Raw genomic sequence first — 15279 nt, forward strand, 5'->3', positions numbered from 1 at the left:
GAGCTCCTTCGTGGATCAGGTCATTCAGTCCTTGAATACGTGTATCGCGGTGATGCAGGAGCGCGACATACGCCGGCCGAAACGCCTGACCCTGGCTACAAGTTCCTTTGTGGAAATGTGTAGCCGCTCAAGCACGGACAGCACGCCGCTTGGGGCGGTCAAATGGTGTTAATACTATTTCGAGGCAGTACGAACTACGCGGGTTGCAGCGCAGTGGCGATTGGATCCATCCGACAAGCGGTCATGGCCAATCGCCAGAATGTGACCGCTTCACCGTTTCGCCTGGGCCTCAGGCAACCTCGGCGCCGTCGTCCGGCCAATGCGGCTCGTTGGCGCCAGGCGGTGTCAGGGGTGGCAGGCCGTAGGCCGCACGGGCGTCGTCGCAGCTGGGGTTGTGCACGCCATGCTCCCAGGATGCTTCGAATTCACGGCAGGGGCTCGAGCGGTTCTCGTAGATGCCGCAGGCGACCTGCTTGCCGATCTCGCCGCCCAGGCTGGTACAGCGGCAGGGCTTGGCGTCGGTGCCGATCATGGCGACGCGGGTGGGGTTGATCTGCACCACCAGGTCGTCGGGCACCAGGCCGCCGGCCGATTGGCATTCACCCCAGAAGAAAGACACACGAAAGTAGCCGCAGCAGGCGCCGCAGGTCAGGCAAGGGTTCTGTTCGGACATGATGGCCAGGGAGGGAGGTTGTTGTTATCGGGGCGAGCGCCCGCGGCGCTATTTGTAATCCAGGCGCGACTGGCTGAGAAGAGGGGGAATGAAAAAAAGATCGCCGCTGATCGGCGTAAACGCATCGCGGGGCAAGCCCGCTCCCACGCCGAGCATACCTTGCGTGGGAGCGGGCTTGCCCCGCGATCAGGCCTGGCCTGCTTACTTGCTGGTCAGCCCATCGGCGCGGAACATCTGGCGAATGCCGCGAATGGCCTGGCGAATACGGTCCTGGTTCTCGATCAGGGCGAAGCGCACGTGGTCATCGCCGTAGTCGCCAAAACCCACGCCTGGCGATACGCAGACCTTGGCTTCGGCCAGCAGCTTCTTGGAAAACTCCAGCGAACCCAGGTGTGCGTACTGTTCGGGGATCTTGGCCCAGACGTACATCGACGCTTTGGGGTTCTCGACCATCCAGCCCATCTCGTGCAGGCCCTTGACCAGCAGGTTGCGGCGCTGGCGGTACTGCTCGGCGATGTCGCGCACGCACTGCTGGTCGCCTTCCAGGGCGGCGATGGCCGCCACCTGCAACGGGGTGAAGGTGCCGTAGTCGTGGTAGCTCTTGATGCGTGCCAGGGCGCTGACCAGCTCCGGGTTGCCGACCATGAAGCCGATCCGCCAGCCGGCCATGTTGTAGCTCTTGGACAGGGTAAAGAACTCCACCGCGATGTCCTTGGCCCCCGGCACCTGCATGATCGACGGCGCCTTCCAGCCGTCGTAGACGATATCGGCGTAGGCCAGGTCGTGCACCACCAGCACGTCATACTGCTTGGCCAGGGCCACCACGCGCTCGAAGAAATCCAGCTCGACGCACTGGGCAGTGGGGTTGGACGGGAAGCCGAGGATCATCATCTTCGGCTTGGGGATCGACTCGCGGATCGCCCGCTCCAGCTCGTTGAAGAAGTCCACGCCCGGCACCAGCGGCACCGAACGCACCTGGGCGCCGGCGATCACCGCGCCGTAGATGTGGATCGGGTAGCTGGGGTTGGGCACCAGCACGGTGTCGCCCTGGTCGAGGGTGGCGAGCATCAGGTGCGCCAGGCCCTCTTTCGAGCCGATGGTGACGATGGCTTCGCTCTCCGGGTCGATCTCGACCTCGTAGCGGTCCTTGTACCAGTTGGAGATGGCCCGGCGCAGGCGCGGGATACCGCGCGAGGTGGAATAGCCATGGGTGTCTTCACGCTGGGCGACCTGCACCAGCTTCTCGACGATGTGCGGCGGGGTGGCGCCATCGGGGTTGCCCATGCTCAGGTCGATGATGTCCTCGCCACGGCGGCGGGCAGCCATCTTGAGCTCGGCGGTGATGTTGAAGACGTAAGGGGGCAGACGATCGATGCGCGCGAAACGGCGCGGCGAACCTGGATTGGCCATGGTTTCCTCTGGAGACGTAAGCGCCCGGAACCGTCCGAGCGACGTTGGCCGCCGCGGCGGCCGAATCAGAAGATAATCCCGCCAAGTAAATTTCGCAAAGGATAATTTTCTGTTTTTTTTAAACTTTTCAGGCGCATAGATTGAAAAACCAGAAAATTCAAAATTGACGAGTCCCTGTGGGAGCGGGTTTACCCGCTCCCACAGGCAGGTCAATGAATCAATAAACCTGCACCCGCCACAACTCACGCGAAGCCGAGGCGGCGCTCATGGGCAGGCGCCCGTGCAGGGTCCGGTAATTGTCGATCAGCACCAGGTCGCCCGCCGCCCATTCATGGGCGATCAGGCACTGCGGGTCGTACACCAGCCCGTCGAGCTGTTCGATCAACTGACGCTGATAGGCCTCGTCACCGCCCTGCACCTGCTGCTCGAGGGTCTGCAACGACGACTCGCACCCTTCCTGGTAACGCAGCACCGGCTCGCCCGTGCGCGGGTCGCGGTCCACCAGCGGATAGGTACGTGGCGAGCCGCCGAAATAGGTCATGCGCGTGTAGTAGGTGATGTCGACCTCCTGCCATTGCCGGGCCACCTTGAGCCCGACCTGACGCAGGGCGTTGCGGCTGTCGACGATGGTGGTCTGCCCTTCCCCGGGTTGCGGCGGCGTCTTGCAGTAGAGCATGAAGGTATGGGCGCAGAACTTGGGGTCGCGCTGCACCAGCGGGTCGCTGTCGGGCAGCAGGTTGAGGTCCCAGTGCAGCGGCGTCTTCTCCAGCGAATGCACCACGCCCTGGGGCTGCTCGGCCGGCTTGACCACGTGCACCTCGCCAAAGGCCCAGCGGTAGATGGTGCCGAAGCGCGCGCAGTCGGCGGCGAAGTTGCCCTGGTCGGGATATTCGCAGCCCTTCAGGCAGACGAAGCCGAAACTGCGCACCAGCGCCTGCAAGGTCTCGGTGGCCAGCCGTTGTTGCCCCTCCCCCGTGGGGGCGCTGACCACCAGGCCGAACAGCGGCAGTTTCTGCAGTTCGAAGCGGTAGCCCTCCAGCGCCTCGCCGGTGGTTTCATGCAGCAGCCACGGCCGTCCTTGCCAGGTCACCTGCACATGCCGAGCGTTGTCGATCTCGGCACGGCCACGCAGCGACTGGCCGCCATCGAGCTGGCGCACCGGCACCGCGTGCCAGGGGCTGACGACATGGCTCAACCCCTCGGCCAGGGCCAGGGTGAACTTGGGCCCGGCGTTGTCGTACTGGTGCACCGACAGGCGAATGTGCTCGGGGAAGAAGCGATCGACCGCCGCATTGAGCGCTTGCCCGCGCAGCATCATCTGGTAGGCCTTGTGGGAGAGCTGGCGCAGATGCTCGTCCTGATCCTGGCCGGGCTCGCAACACAGGCGCAAGTCGTTGTACAGGTGGCTGCACAGCTTGTCGTGGCTGCGGGCCAGGGTTTCGTCGCCCTGGCAGTGCTCGATCAACGCCTCGACGTTCTTCCACGGCAGGCGCGCCTGCTTGACCAAGGTCGCGCGCAGCGCCTCGGGGCTGCTGGCCTGGGGGAACAGGTCTTCCATGCTCACCCAGCGGATGCAGTGGGTGACGCACAGGCTGCGCAGGGCCTGGTTGTAGGCGCGGCGTACCTCGTCGGGCACGCCGACGATGTCGTTGAAGGTGGTGCCATCGCTGAGGATGGCGATCTCGCAACCCGGTGCGTGCAGCGCGGCGATCTCCTGGCCGAGGCGGTCGAGACGCTCGATGGCCATCACCTCGCCGTAGTCCGGCAGCACGCCGAAGGTTTTGTCGCGATCGTTCGGCGATTTGCAGGGGAAACCCGGCAGCACCATGCGCAGCGGCTCGCCACGTTCGAAGCAGCGGGCCAGGCTCTGGGCCAGGTGCGCCTTGCCGCTGTCGGCGAAGCGATCGCCCTCGGCCTTGAGCAGATAACCGTCCAGCACCTGGCTGACGGCTGCGATCCAGCTGTCTTGATCATGCATCTGTGTGTCGTCCTTTGGTGGTGTTACAACGAGCCGGCCAGTTCCATGGATTGGCTCAAGGGGGGAACAGCTGTGGGGCGCAAGGCCGCGAGCAACTGGTCGGGGGTCTGGCAGTACAACTGCGGGCCGTGGGCACGCAGCGTCTCGGGCTCGCCATAACCCCAACCTGCGGCGACCACCGGCATGCCGGCAGCGTGCGCCGTCAGCAGGTCGATAGGCGTGTCGCCGACGAACAGGCAATGCACGGGTGCCACGCCGAGCCGCTCGGCAGCCAGCAGCGCGGTATCAGGAGCGGGTTTGAGCGGCTGCCCCGGTTGGTGCCCCAAGACCGCGCCAAAGGCCGTGGTCGGCAGCAGCCGCTCCAGCACTTGCAGGGCCAGGACGTGGGCCTTGTTGGTGACCACGGCGATGGGCAAGCCGCGCGCTGCAAGGGTTTCGAGCAGCCGATCGATCCCGGCATAGGGGCGCGAGTACTGCACCAGGTGCTGACGGTAACAGGCGCTGTAGTCAGCCAGCAGGCGCCCGGCGTCCGATGCCCCCTGCTCCAGCGCCACCTGTTCGATCATCGCCGCCACGCCACCGCCGACCAGGGCGCGCACGCGTGCCTCGGGCAGCGCGGCCAACTGGTGCTGGACCAGTACTTGATTCAGGCACCAGGCAATGTCCGGCAGGGTGTCCACCAGGGTGCCGTCCAGGTCGAACAGCACCGCTTGCGCTTCGCTCAACCGCGCCATCACTGCACGCTCGCGTAATGGCAGGGGCGGCCGCGACGGAACACCAGGCGGCTGTAGCGCTCGTCGACATTGCTGCGCCGCTCGAGGGTAACCACGCCACGGCGCTTGATCGCCACCGAGTGCCAGGGCGTGCGCCACAGGTCGCTGGTGGGCACCAGGCGGATGCCGATCTTGCTCGACACGGCCAGTTGCGGGTGGATCGACAAGCGCAGGCACTGCGGATAGCGCGCCTGCAGCAGCGCGCTCCAGGCTTCGCTGCGCTGGATCACCCGCTGGGAGGCAGGCTTGGCCACTTTCTTCACCGCGTTCATGCTCATGCCGGCAAAGTCGGCAAGGCCGGCGTAGTCCTCCGACAGGAAACGGTGGATGCCGCAGTACATCAGCATCATGTGGTCCTCGGACTCGAAGCGCTGCTGCAACGTACGTAGCGACTGGCCGTGCTCGATCATCAGCTCTTCGCGCATGGAGTCCAGGCAGCCCAGTTGCGGGTAGGCGTCCTTGAGGTCGAACAGGGTGAACCGGCCCGGGTAGTGCTGGTCGGCGTAGCGCTGGATATCGTCGGTGTAGGCCTGAACATGGGCGTCGGGCACCCGCACCAGGTCAGAGAACACATAGCCGTCGGAGCAGATATGGATCACCGCGCCCGGTGCGTGCAGCGCGCGGATCTCTTCACAAAGCCTGTGCAGTTCATCGATGGCGTGGTGCTCGGCCAGGTCCGGCAGCGGGCCGAGGGTCTTCTGGCGATTGGGGGACTTGCCTGGAAAAGCCGGCAGCACCATTTCGATCGGCTGACCCTGCTCGAGGGCGGCCAGGACCTTGGGCAGGTGCGGCGCGAGGGCTAATTCGTCCAGCGCAGGATCCTGCCCCGGCGCCAGGCTGCGGCGACTGAACAGGCAGTGCAGGATGGCAAGGGCGGTGTCGATGGGCGCAGCGGGGTGACGTTGGCGCAACAACGCGCCATACGCCGAAAGAGCGAGGCTCGAATCGGTCATGGGACATTCCTTTGTCTGAAAACGCGGCATTTGGGCCGCCGGGTCATCCTGACCCGCGGCGCATAAAGTCCTGCAAAGCGGGTGACGATGTCAACCACGCCCCGATGAATTTTTACCAAGGCATAAAAAAACCCCGGCGCAAAGGCCGGGGTTTTTCGGGTAACAGCCCGCTGTATCAGCGTGCGTAGGTCATCAGCACATCGGCTGCGGTCTGGCTGTCCACACCCATCATCACGCTCAGGGCGGTGACGGTGAGGATGGAGAAGCCGAATACCTTGCGCGCCCACTTGCTGTCGTCCTCGGCCTTGTAGCCGCCCCAGGCCATGTACAGCCAGTACAGGCCCATGGCAGCTGCCACGGCGAGGTAACCCAGGCCGGCGTAGCCGCCCAGGGTCAGCATCAGGGTGGCAAGCACGAAGGCCAGCACGTACAGCACGATCTGCTTCTTCGCCGCGAGGATACCGCGCGCCACCGGCAGGACCGGGATGTTGGCGGCGCTGTAGTCCTTGAAGCGGAAGATGGCGATGGCAAAGCTGTGCGGCATCTGCCACAGGCTGAACATCACCAGCAGGGTCACTGCAGCGAGGTCGAAGCTGTTGCTCACGGCGCAGTAGCCGATCACCGGAGGCATGGCACCGGACAGGCTGCCGACCAGGGTGCCGTGCACCGATTTGCGCTTCAGCCAGAGGCTGTAGAAACCGACGTAGACCACGAAGCCAACCAGGGCGCAGAACGCCGACAGTGGGTTGGCCTGCACATACAACAGGCTGAAACCCGCCACCCCGAGCAGGGTGGCGTAGATCAGCGCGAGGGGCAGCGACATGCCGCCCTGCACCATGACGCGGTTCTTGGTGCGCTCCATCTTGTGGTCGATGTCACGGTCGATGCAGTTGTTGAACACGCATCCGGACGCGACCACCAGGGAGGTACCGATCACCACTGCCAGGAACAGGGCGAAGTCCACTTGGCCCTTCGCGGCAAGGAAGAACCCGCCTGCCACGGAAAGCACGTTACCGAAAATGATCCCCGGTTTGGTGATTTGGATAAAGTGCTTCACGGACATGCAGTCTTACCTCACTTGGCCATCATTTCGAAGTGGATGCTGAACATGATCCACAGCGACAGGCCGACCAGCAGTGCAATTACCAGAACGGTGAACAGGAACGTCGACACGTTGGAACGCTGCTCTTTCGAGCGGTCCATGTGCAGGAAGTACACGAGGTGCACTACCACCTGGATGACGGCCATGGCCACCACGATCAGGACGGTCAGGTTCTTCGGCAGGCTTGGGTACATCACCAGGCCGAACGGGATCGCGGTCAGGATGATCGACAGTACGAAGCCGATCATGTAGGACTTCACGCTGCCGTGGCTGCCTTCGTGATGAGTGTCGTGTGCGTTAGCCATTACAGAACCCCCAGCAGGTAGACGACGGTGAATACGCAGATCCAGACCACGTCGAGGAAGTGCCAGAACAGGCTCAGGCAGCTCATGCGGGTCTTGGCGGTCGGCGTGATGCCGTGCTTGTTGATCTGGTACATCATGATCGCCATCCAGATCAGACCAGCGGTCACGTGCAGACCGTGGGTACCGACCAGCGCGAAGAACGCCGACAGGAAGCCGCTGCGCTGCGGGCCGTAGCCCTCAGCGATCAGGTGATGGAACTCGTAGATTTCCATCGCGATGAAGCCAGCACCGAACAGGAAGGTCACAGCCAACCAGCCCAGTACACCTGCTTTCTTGCCGTCGAACATCTTCAGCATGGCGAAGCCGAAGGTGATCGAGGACAGCAGCAGGAACGCGGTTTCAACCAGCACGAAGTCGAGCTGGAAGATGTCGTGACCCGACGGGCCGCCGGCGAAACCGCCGGACAGCACCGCGTAGGTGGCGAAGAGCGACGCAAACAGGATGCAGTCGGTCATCAGGTACAGCCAGAAACCGAGGACGGTCATCTGGCCCGAGTCGTGGTGGTGCTCGTCGTGCCCATGGTCGTGACCATGAGCAGCACCGTGGATTACTTGACTGGACATTGATTACACCCGTTCAAACGATTCGACACGTGCGCCGCCGGCAGGCAGTACACCAGCCTTGGCCAGCGCCTTCATGCGCTCGCCTTCGATGCGCGCCACTTCTTCGGCCGGAACCATGTAGCCCTGGTCGTCACGTGCAGCGTGGCGAACGAAGACCGCGATGGTCGCAACCAGGCTCGCACCCACCAGCCACCAGATGTGCCAGATGAAGGCGAAGCCGAACACGGTCAGGAACAGACCCATGAACAGACCGGTGGACGTGTTGCTCGGCATGTGGATCGCTTCGTACTTGGCCGGAGCCTTGTACGCAACGCCGGCTTCCTTGGCTTCGTGCCAGGCGTCCAGGCCAACTTTCTCAGGCATGTGAGCGAAGTTGTAGAACGGAGGTGGCGACGAAGTGGACCATTCGATGGTACGGCCGCCCCATGGGTCGCCAGTGACGTCCATGTTGTCTTTGCGGTCGCGAACCGATACGAAGATCTGGATCAGCTGGCAAGCGATACCGAACAGGATCAGCACGGCGCCGACAACGGCTACGTACAGGTAGGGTTCCCACAGTGGGTTGTCGGAGTGGTTCAGACGACGGGTCATGCCCATGAAGCCCAGGGCGTACAGCGGCATGAACGCAACGTAGAAGCCCGACAGCCAGAACCAGAAGGCAGCTTTGCCCCACTTCTCGTTCAGGGTGAAACCGAAGGCTTTCGGGAACCAGAAGGCGAAACCGGCGATGTAGCCGAATACCGCGCCACCGATGATCACGTTGTGGAAGTGAGCGATAACGAACAGGCTGTTGTGCAGGACGAAGTCAGCACCTGGAACGGCCAGCAGTACGCCGGTCATGCCACCGATGGAGAAGGTGACCATGAAGCCCAGGGTCCAGAGCATCGGTGCGGTGAAGCGCACACGGCCTTGGTACATGGTGAACAGCCAGTTGAACAGCTTCACACCGGTCGGGATGGAGATCAGCATCGTCGCCAGGCCGAAGAAGGTGTTGACGCTGGCGCCGGCACCCATGGTGAAGAAGTGGTGCAGCCAGACCGCAAAGCCGAGGATGGCGATGGCGCCCGATGCGTAGATCATCGAGTGGTGGCCGAACAGGCGTTTGCCAGAGAACGTCGAAGTCACTTCCGAGAACACGCCGAAGGCCGGCAGGATCAGGATGTAAACCTCAGGGTGACCCCAGGCCCAGAACAGGTTGACGTACATCATCGGGTTCCCACCAAGCTCGTTGGTGAAAATGTGGAAGTCCAGATAACGGTCAACAGTCAGCAGGGCGAGTGCGGCGGTCAGGATCGGGAACGAAGCGACGATCAGCACGTTGGCCCAGGTGCAGGTCCAGGTGAAGATCGGCATGTCCATCAGCTTCATGCCAGGTGCGCGCATCTTCATCACGGTGACGAGGAAGTTCACGCCGGTCAGTGTCGTACCCAAGCCTGAGAGCTGTAGCGCCCAGATGTAGTAGTCGACACCCACCCCAGGGCTGTACTGAATGCCCGCGAGCGGCGGATAGGCAACCCAGCCGGTCTTGGCGAATTCACCAACGCCCAGCGAGATGTTGACCAGCAGCACGCCTGCCAGCAGCAGGTAGAAGCTCAGGGAGTTCAGGAACGGGAAGGCAACGTCACGTGCACCGATCTGCAGAGGAACCGCCAGGTTCATCAGGCCGGTGAAGAACGGCATCGCCATGAAGATGATCATGATCACACCGTGGGCGGTGAAGATCTGGTCATAGTGTTCAGGCGGCAGGTAGCCTTCGGAGCCACCGGTAGCGGCAGCCAGCTGGGTACGCATCATGATGGCGTCGGCGAAGCCGCGCAGCAGCATGACCATAGCGACGATGATGTACATCACGCCGATTTTCTTGTGGTCGACCGTGGTCAGCCACTCGGTCCACAAGTAGGTCCACTTGCGGAAATAGGTGATGGCACCAACGACAGCGATACCACCGAGCGCGATCATGGCAAGCGTCACCATGACTATCGGCTCGTGATACGGTATCGCCTCCAGAGTTAATTTACCGAACATCTCTTACTCCTCTGCACCGGCAGCTGGTTGCATACTCGATTCCACACCCTTGGTGGTCGCCAGATCTTTGCTGCCTGCTTCTTCGTGGACCGGCTTGCCGCGGTTCATGCCTTCGTACTTGTCGACGATGCGCTGGAACTGGTCAGCCGGTGCCTCGCTGTACAGCGCGACCGGGTTGTTTTCGCTTGGTTTGGCCAGGGCTTCGTATTCGGCCTTGTCCAGCTTCTTCGGCGAGGCCTTCACTTCAGCGACCCATGCATCGAAGTCAGCTTGCGAAGTGGCGGTTGCCTTGAATTTCATACCGGTGAAACCGGCGCCGCTGTAGTTGGCGCTGATACCGTCAAACACACCGTTCTCGTTGGCGATCAGGTGCAGTTTGGTGGTCATGCCAGCCATGGCGTAGATCTGGCCGCCCAGGCCCGGGATGAAGAACGAGTTCATCACGGCGTCCGAGGTGACGCGGAAGTTGACCGGGGTGTTGGCCGGGAAAACGATCGTGTTGACCGTGGCAATGCCTTGTTCCGGGTAGATGAACAGCCATTTCCAGTCCAGCGCGACCACGTCGATCTGCACCGGCTTCACATCGGAATCCAGTGGACGGTACGGGTCCAGCTTGTGGGTGGAGTGGTAGGTGACGTAACCCAGGGCGATGATGATCAGGATCGGGATGATCCACACCGCGGCCTCGATCTTGGTCGAGTGCGACCAGTCGGGGGTGTAGGTGGCGGACTTGTTGGAAGCACGGTACTTCCAGGCGAACGCCAGCGTCATGATGATCACGGGAATGACCACCAGCAGCATCAAGCCGGTGGCGATCAGGATCAGGTTCTTCTGCTCAATGCCTACCTGGCCCTTCGGGTCGAGCAGGGTCCAGTTGCACCCACTGAGTAAAAGCATGCCTAAAAAGGGCAATATGCCAAACAGTCTGGGGTAACGCTTTTTACTCATCTCACGACCTCTAGATCAGCTTGCTTCAATGCAATTTGTGTTTTGGTAGCCAACACTTCGTCCTGCCAAGCGTCAGCAATTCGAGCCCGAATTCGCCCCTGCCTGGGGTCCGACTGCTGGACCTGGGCGCGAGCGCATATACGGTGCTTTATGGTTTCGTAGGCAAACGGCCTGTACTTCAGACCAAGTCCATTTGGTGCGGGAAAACGCGGAGGGGTGTCCGCCCGGATCGCCGTTGGGCGAAACTTGTCGAAGTCAGCAATAAGAAAGCGCTGCGGCTTCCTTCAATCCTGCGACTCGCAAGCAGTGCCGAACGGAAATTGGGGGCGATTGTAGATAGGTCGCCCCCCATTGACTATGACTTATTGAGCAACAGTCTTTTACAGAATCCGCAACAATAGCACCCCAAAAATCAACTTCGCGACAGTTTGTCGCACCCTGCGCAGTAGCCCTGAAACCCTTGTAGCGCAAGGCTTGGGGGTTGATCCAGAGCAACCCTGGGGGCTGATTTCCTACTTATCTCGTCGCGCAATAGACCTGGGTCAAACAAGGACTTTGGTCTAACGAACGGTGCGTTCGTGGCGACGGTTACGGTAGATCCCCAGCGGCACCAGGATGGCCGTCAGCACGAACGCCAACAGGGCCCACTGGGCAAGCGACAGACCGAGAATCGGTGGGTAGGGCGTTGAGCAGAAGCCATCGACCTGGAAGGCCAGCGGCCAGAGCTTGGCCAGCGGCAGGTCATCGACGATCGGCTGCAAGGTGTCGATGCCGCAGCTGACCATCGGGTTGGCGAGTATATACACATGGTTACCGGCTGCAACGATGCCACCGATGGCGCTCAGCACCACCAGCGCCTCGAACAGGGTCAGGCTTTTACGCCCGGGCATGGCCGCGGCGATGAAGGCGAAGATCGCGATGAACAGCAAGGCGTAGCGTTGCAGGATGCACAGCGGGCATGGCGCTTCGCCCAGCACCACCTGCATGTACAGGGCACCGCCGATCAGCGCCAGGCAGATCAGGCCAAGGAGCACCAGAAAGCGCCGTTCGCGGTTCAGGCGCGATGAGAGTTCGTTCATTGCCGATTCCTTCGATGGAGAGTGGCAGCGCTGGCTGCCCGAGGGGCGCCAAGTCTACACGCTGGAGTGGACCTGTGACTGCGTCGAGGAACGGTGAGCGCGGCTATCCATTGATGACCTAGGACCGAGCGTGTCGGTTTCGGTTCACTGCCGCGCGTAAAAAACACGGCAGCCCGAGCGCCGGACAGGGACAAGCCCCTCGACACTCGGGAGTGAAGGATACAGTGATTAAAGGAGGATTAAAGATGAAGGCGGGTGTAACCGCGTTCATCACTTCCTTATATAGAAGAGAGGCTGGGCCCAATCGCTGCGGTTCGGCGCTCGGCCAGGCCGGCAGCGCCGAATGTCATCGTCCGCTTCGTTCTCGATTACCCACGGCCGGAGCATCCGGGTGCTGCCGGCCCGACAGAACGCCGAACCGCAGCGATTGGGATGAAACCCATCGCGGGGCAAGCCCGCTCCCACGAAGATCGAGATCTGGCGTGGGAGCGGGCTTGCCCCGCGATGACATCAGTGCATCACTCCAGCGCCGCCGCCGGCCCGAAGAACTCATAACGGCTCTGCCCTTCCGGCACACCAATCGCCTTGAGCTGGCGCTTGATCGCCGCCATGAAGCCCTTCGGCCCCAGGAAGTAGGCATCCACATCACGCTCGCGTGGCAGCCACTCAGCCAACAGCTCCTGGCTCAGCAGGCCCACGGCATCAGCCGCCTGGCTACCGTCATCCTCGGCGTAGCAGTAAAAGCGCTTGAGCTGCGGATGACGCGCAACCAGGCCGTCAATCCAGTCGGCAAAGGCATGCACCGCGCCATTGCGTGCGCAGTGGATGAAATGCACCGGGCGCTGGGTTTTCAACGCAGCCTCGAGCATGGCCAAGGTCGGGGTAATGCCCACGCCGCCACTGATCAGCACCAGCGGCTTGTCGCTGGCCGCCAGGGTGAAGTCGCCGGCCGGCGGGAACAGCTGCAGGCTGTCGCCCACCATCAGCCCGTCATGCAGGTAGTTGGACACCTTGCCGCCCGCTTCGCGCTTGACGCTGATGCGGTACTGCTCGCCGTCGCACAGCGCCGACAGCGAATAGTTGCGACGCTGCTCCTGGCCATCGATGAACAGCTGCAAGCCGATGTACTGGCCCGGCTCGGCCTTGAGTACTGGCTTGCCATCCACCGGGGCGAAGTAGAACGAGACGATCTCGCTGCTTTCCTGCTCGCGGCGCACCAGGCGGAACTCGCGGGCACCACGCCAGCCGCCGGCGGCTTCTTCCTTCTGTTTGTACAGGCTCTCTTCGGCGCCGATCAGGATGTCGGCCAGCTGGCCGTAGGCGGCGCCCCAGGCGGCGATCACCTCAGGGGTGGCGATCTCCTTGCCCAACACTTCCTCGATGGCGCGCAACAGGCAGCTGCCGACGATCGGATAGTGCTCGGGGAGGATCTGCAGGGCCACATGCTTGTTGATGATCTGGCCGACCAGGCCACCAAGCTGTTCAAGCTTGTCGATGTGGCGGGCGTACATCAGCACGCCGTTGGCCAGGGCGCGCGGCTGGTCGCCGCTGGCCTGGTGGGCCTGGTTGAACAGCGGACGCACCTCGGGGAACTCGCTGAGCATCATCTTGTAGAAGTGGGTGGTCAGCGCTTCGCCGCCGCTTTCCAGCAGAGGAACAGTGGCTTTGATGATTGCACGTTGTTCGGCATTGAGCATTGCTGCAACTCCTGAGCCTTTGGCTTCGAATGGTTGCCTTGGACTTATCAGCAATCGTGCCAACTTTAAAAGCCAATGAAATCAGGCACTTGAGCATATAAGTGTCAAAAAGACACACTCAGGCGTATAGTCATTTCGACCAAATGGAGTCCATATGACTGCAAAACCCCTGCTCACCGCCCTCCTCCCCCTGGTCAGCGACCTGTCCTGCGACCTGCCCGACCAGGAACGCTATCGCCGCCTGCTCCAGGCCATGCGCGGCCTGTTGCCATGCGATGCTGCGGCGCTGCTGCGCCTGGATGGCGAATGGCTGGTGCCGCTGGCGGTGGATGGCTTGTCGCCCGACACCCTCGGCCGGCGCTTTCGGGTCAGCGAGCACCCGCGCTTCCAGGCCCTGCTCAGCCGCCCCGAGCCGACCCGCTTCCCCAGCGACAGCCCGCTGCCCGACCCCTACGACGGCCTGGTCGATGCCGAACATGTCGACCTGCAAGTGCACGACTGCATGGGCTGCCCGTTGATGGTCGACGAGCAGCCCTGGGGCCTGCTGACCCTCGACGCCCTCACCGCCGGGCAGTTCCAGAGCCTGGAGCTGGACGCCCTGCAGGCCTTCGCCAGCCTGGCCGCCGCCACCGTCACCGTGGCCGAGCGCATCGAGCACCTGGCCCTGCGCGCCGAGGATGAACACCAGCGCGCCGAGGTGTACCGCCAGGCCAGCGGCCAGGACAAGGAACTGATCGGCCAGAGCAAGGCGCACAAACGCCTGGTCGAAGAAATCCGCCTGGTCGGCGGCAGCGACCTGACCGTGCTGATCACCGGTGAAACCGGTGTCGGCAAGGAGCTGGTAGCCCAGGCCCTGCACCGCGCCAGCAAGCGCGCCGACAAGCCGCTGATCAGCCTCAATTGCGCCGCCCTGCCCGACACCCTGGTGGAGAGCGAGCTGTTCGGCCACGTGCGCGGCGCGTTCACCGGCGCCCATGGCGAGCGGCGCGGCAAGTTCGAACTGGCCAACGGCGGCACGCTGTTCCTCGACGAAGTCGGCGAACTGCCCCTGGCGGTGCAGGCCAAGCTGCTGCGGGTGTTGCAGAGCGGCCAGTTGCAGCGCCTGGGCTCGGACCGCGACCACCAGGTGGACGTGCGCCTGATCGCCGCCACCAACCGCGACCTGGCCGAAGAGGTACGCAACGGCCACTACCGAGCCGACTTCTACCACCGGCTCAGCGTGTACCCGTTGCAGGTGCCGCCGCTGCGCGAGCGCGGCCGTGATGTGCTGTTGCTGGCGGGGTATTTCCTCGAGCAGAACCGTTCGCGCCTGGGCCTGGGCAGTTTGCGCCTGTCCGCCGAGGCTCAGGCCGCGCTCGAAACCTACGACTGGCCAGGCAATGTGCGAGAGCTGGAACACTTGATAGGGCGTTCGGCGTTGAAGGCCATGGGGCGTCATGCACAACGTCCGCGCATCCTGACCTTGAGCAGCGATGATTTGGACCTGCGCCAAGCCGCCTTGCCCGGCACTGTGGCGCAGGTAGCGCCCCCCCAGGCCACCGGCGTGCCGGACGGCGGCCTGCGCGAAGCGCTGGATGCTTATCAACGCCAACTGATCGAGGCCTGCCTGCAACGTCATAACCACAACTGGGCAGCGGCAGCACGCGAGCTGGGGCTGGACCGCGCCAACCTCAGTAGACTCGCCAAGCGCCTGGGGCTGCAATAAGCAGTACC

Annotated in this window: 13 protein-coding genes; 1 reads left to right on the plus strand and 12 read right to left on the minus strand. The window is 62.9% G+C overall.

Going from position 1 to position 15279, the window contains the following annotated elements; genetic code table 11:
- Window positions 1-289: 289 nt before the first annotated feature.
- From LOY51_RS22420 to hmpA, 12 genes are all read right to left on the minus strand, one after another.
- A complete protein-coding gene (locus LOY51_RS22420; protein ID WP_110994885.1) occupies window positions 290-673 on the minus strand; it encodes a YkgJ family cysteine cluster protein in 384 nt (127 codons plus the stop codon).
- Window positions 674-874: 201 nt separating this feature from the next.
- Entirely contained in the window at window positions 875-2083 is a 1209-nt protein-coding gene (gene alaC, locus LOY51_RS22425) for an alanine transaminase (protein WP_110995869.1), read from the minus strand.
- 217 nt (window positions 2084-2300) lie between these two features.
- Window positions 2301-4061 carry an isocyanide synthase family protein gene (locus LOY51_RS22430; RefSeq protein WP_258643121.1) on the minus strand — a complete coding sequence of 587 codons (1761 nt, stop codon included), beginning with the start codon at window positions 4059-4061 and terminating at the stop codon, window positions 2301-2303.
- A 23-nt stretch (window positions 4062-4084) separates the two neighbouring features.
- Window positions 4085-4795: an HAD family hydrolase gene (locus LOY51_RS22435; RefSeq protein ID WP_125860243.1), complete on the minus strand. Its 711-nt coding sequence runs from the start codon at window positions 4793-4795 to the stop codon at window positions 4085-4087.
- Window positions 4795-5787, minus strand: a complete 993-nt coding sequence (locus LOY51_RS22440; RefSeq protein WP_125860245.1) for an isocyanide synthase family protein — start codon at window positions 5785-5787, stop codon at window positions 4795-4797. The genes LOY51_RS22435 and LOY51_RS22440 overlap by 1 nt, the downstream gene beginning before the upstream one ends.
- Window positions 5788-5962: 175 nt before the next feature.
- Window positions 5963-6850, minus strand: a complete 888-nt coding sequence (cyoE, locus tag LOY51_RS22445; RefSeq protein ID WP_125465460.1) for a heme o synthase — start codon at window positions 6848-6850, stop codon at window positions 5963-5965.
- 11 nt (window positions 6851-6861) lie between these two features.
- Window positions 6862-7194 (minus strand): cytochrome o ubiquinol oxidase subunit IV, encoded by a 333-nt coding sequence (gene cyoD, locus LOY51_RS22450; protein WP_110995871.1) that lies wholly within the window; start codon window positions 7192-7194, stop codon window positions 6862-6864.
- Window positions 7194-7817 carry a cytochrome o ubiquinol oxidase subunit III gene (cyoC, locus tag LOY51_RS22455; protein ID WP_110995872.1) on the minus strand — a complete coding sequence of 208 codons (624 nt, stop codon included), beginning with the start codon at window positions 7815-7817 and terminating at the stop codon, window positions 7194-7196. Before cyoC ends, cyoD begins: the two co-directional genes overlap by 1 nt.
- Window positions 7818-7820: 3 nt before the next feature.
- Window positions 7821-9842: a cytochrome o ubiquinol oxidase subunit I gene (gene cyoB, locus LOY51_RS22460; RefSeq protein ID WP_110995873.1), complete on the minus strand. Its 2022-nt coding sequence runs from the start codon at window positions 9840-9842 to the stop codon at window positions 7821-7823.
- A 3-nt stretch (window positions 9843-9845) separates the two neighbouring features.
- Window positions 9846-10790, minus strand: coding sequence for a ubiquinol oxidase subunit II (gene cyoA, locus LOY51_RS22465; RefSeq protein WP_125860247.1), 945 nt, complete (start codon window positions 10788-10790; stop codon window positions 9846-9848).
- Window positions 10791-11350: 560 nt separating this feature from the next.
- Window positions 11351-11869, minus strand: a complete 519-nt coding sequence (locus LOY51_RS22470) for a disulfide bond formation protein B (RefSeq protein ID WP_110995875.1) — start codon at window positions 11867-11869, stop codon at window positions 11351-11353.
- 518 nt (window positions 11870-12387) lie between these two features.
- Complete coding sequence (gene hmpA, locus LOY51_RS22475) at window positions 12388-13566, minus strand: NO-inducible flavohemoprotein (protein ID WP_125860249.1); 1179 nt, start codon at window positions 13564-13566, stop codon at window positions 12388-12390.
- 154 nt (window positions 13567-13720) lie between these two features.
- Between hmpA and norR the strand changes: the two genes are divergently transcribed.
- Window positions 13721-15271, plus strand: coding sequence for a nitric oxide reductase transcriptional regulator NorR (gene norR, locus LOY51_RS22480; RefSeq protein WP_125860251.1), 1551 nt, complete (start codon window positions 13721-13723; stop codon window positions 15269-15271).
- Window positions 15272-15279 lie beyond the last annotated feature (8 nt).

This window comes from Pseudomonas sichuanensis, assembly GCF_024749065.1.
GTDB classification, from domain to species: domain Bacteria; phylum Pseudomonadota; class Gammaproteobacteria; order Pseudomonadales; family Pseudomonadaceae; genus Aquipseudomonas; species Aquipseudomonas sichuanensis.

Excerpts from the sequence above, each read along its gene's own strand:
- LOY51_RS22420 (WP_110994885.1), bottom strand. The coding sequence starts at position 673 with ATGTCCGAACAGAACCCTTGCCTGACCTGCGGCGCCTGCTGCGGCTAC.
- alaC (WP_110995869.1), bottom strand. The coding sequence starts at position 2,083 with ATGGCCAATCCAGGTTCGCCGCGCCGTTTCGCGCGCATCGATCGTCTG.
- LOY51_RS22430 (WP_258643121.1), bottom strand. The coding sequence starts at position 4,061 with ATGCATGATCAAGACAGCTGGATCGCAGCCGTCAGCCAGGTGCTGGAC.
- LOY51_RS22435 (WP_125860243.1), bottom strand. The coding sequence starts at position 4,795 with ATGGCGCGGTTGAGCGAAGCGCAAGCGGTGCTGTTCGACCTGGACGGC.
- LOY51_RS22440 (WP_125860245.1), bottom strand. The coding sequence starts at position 5,787 with ATGACCGATTCGAGCCTCGCTCTTTCGGCGTATGGCGCGTTGTTGCGC.
- cyoE (WP_125465460.1), bottom strand. The coding sequence starts at position 6,850 with ATGTCCGTGAAGCACTTTATCCAAATCACCAAACCGGGGATCATTTTC.
- cyoD (WP_110995871.1), bottom strand. The coding sequence starts at position 7,194 with ATGGCTAACGCACACGACACTCATCACGAAGGCAGCCACGGCAGCGTG.
- cyoC (WP_110995872.1), bottom strand. The coding sequence starts at position 7,817 with ATGTCCAGTCAAGTAATCCACGGTGCTGCTCATGGTCACGACCATGGG.
- cyoB (WP_110995873.1), bottom strand. The coding sequence starts at position 9,842 with ATGTTCGGTAAATTAACTCTGGAGGCGATACCGTATCACGAGCCGATA.
- cyoA (WP_125860247.1), bottom strand. The coding sequence starts at position 10,790 with ATGAGTAAAAAGCGTTACCCCAGACTGTTTGGCATATTGCCCTTTTTA.
- LOY51_RS22470 (WP_110995875.1), bottom strand. The coding sequence starts at position 11,869 with ATGAACGAACTCTCATCGCGCCTGAACCGCGAACGGCGCTTTCTGGTG.
- hmpA (WP_125860249.1), bottom strand. The coding sequence starts at position 13,566 with ATGCTCAATGCCGAACAACGTGCAATCATCAAAGCCACTGTTCCTCTG.
- norR (WP_125860251.1), top strand. The coding sequence starts at position 13,721 with ATGACTGCAAAACCCCTGCTCACCGCCCTCCTCCCCCTGGTCAGCGAC.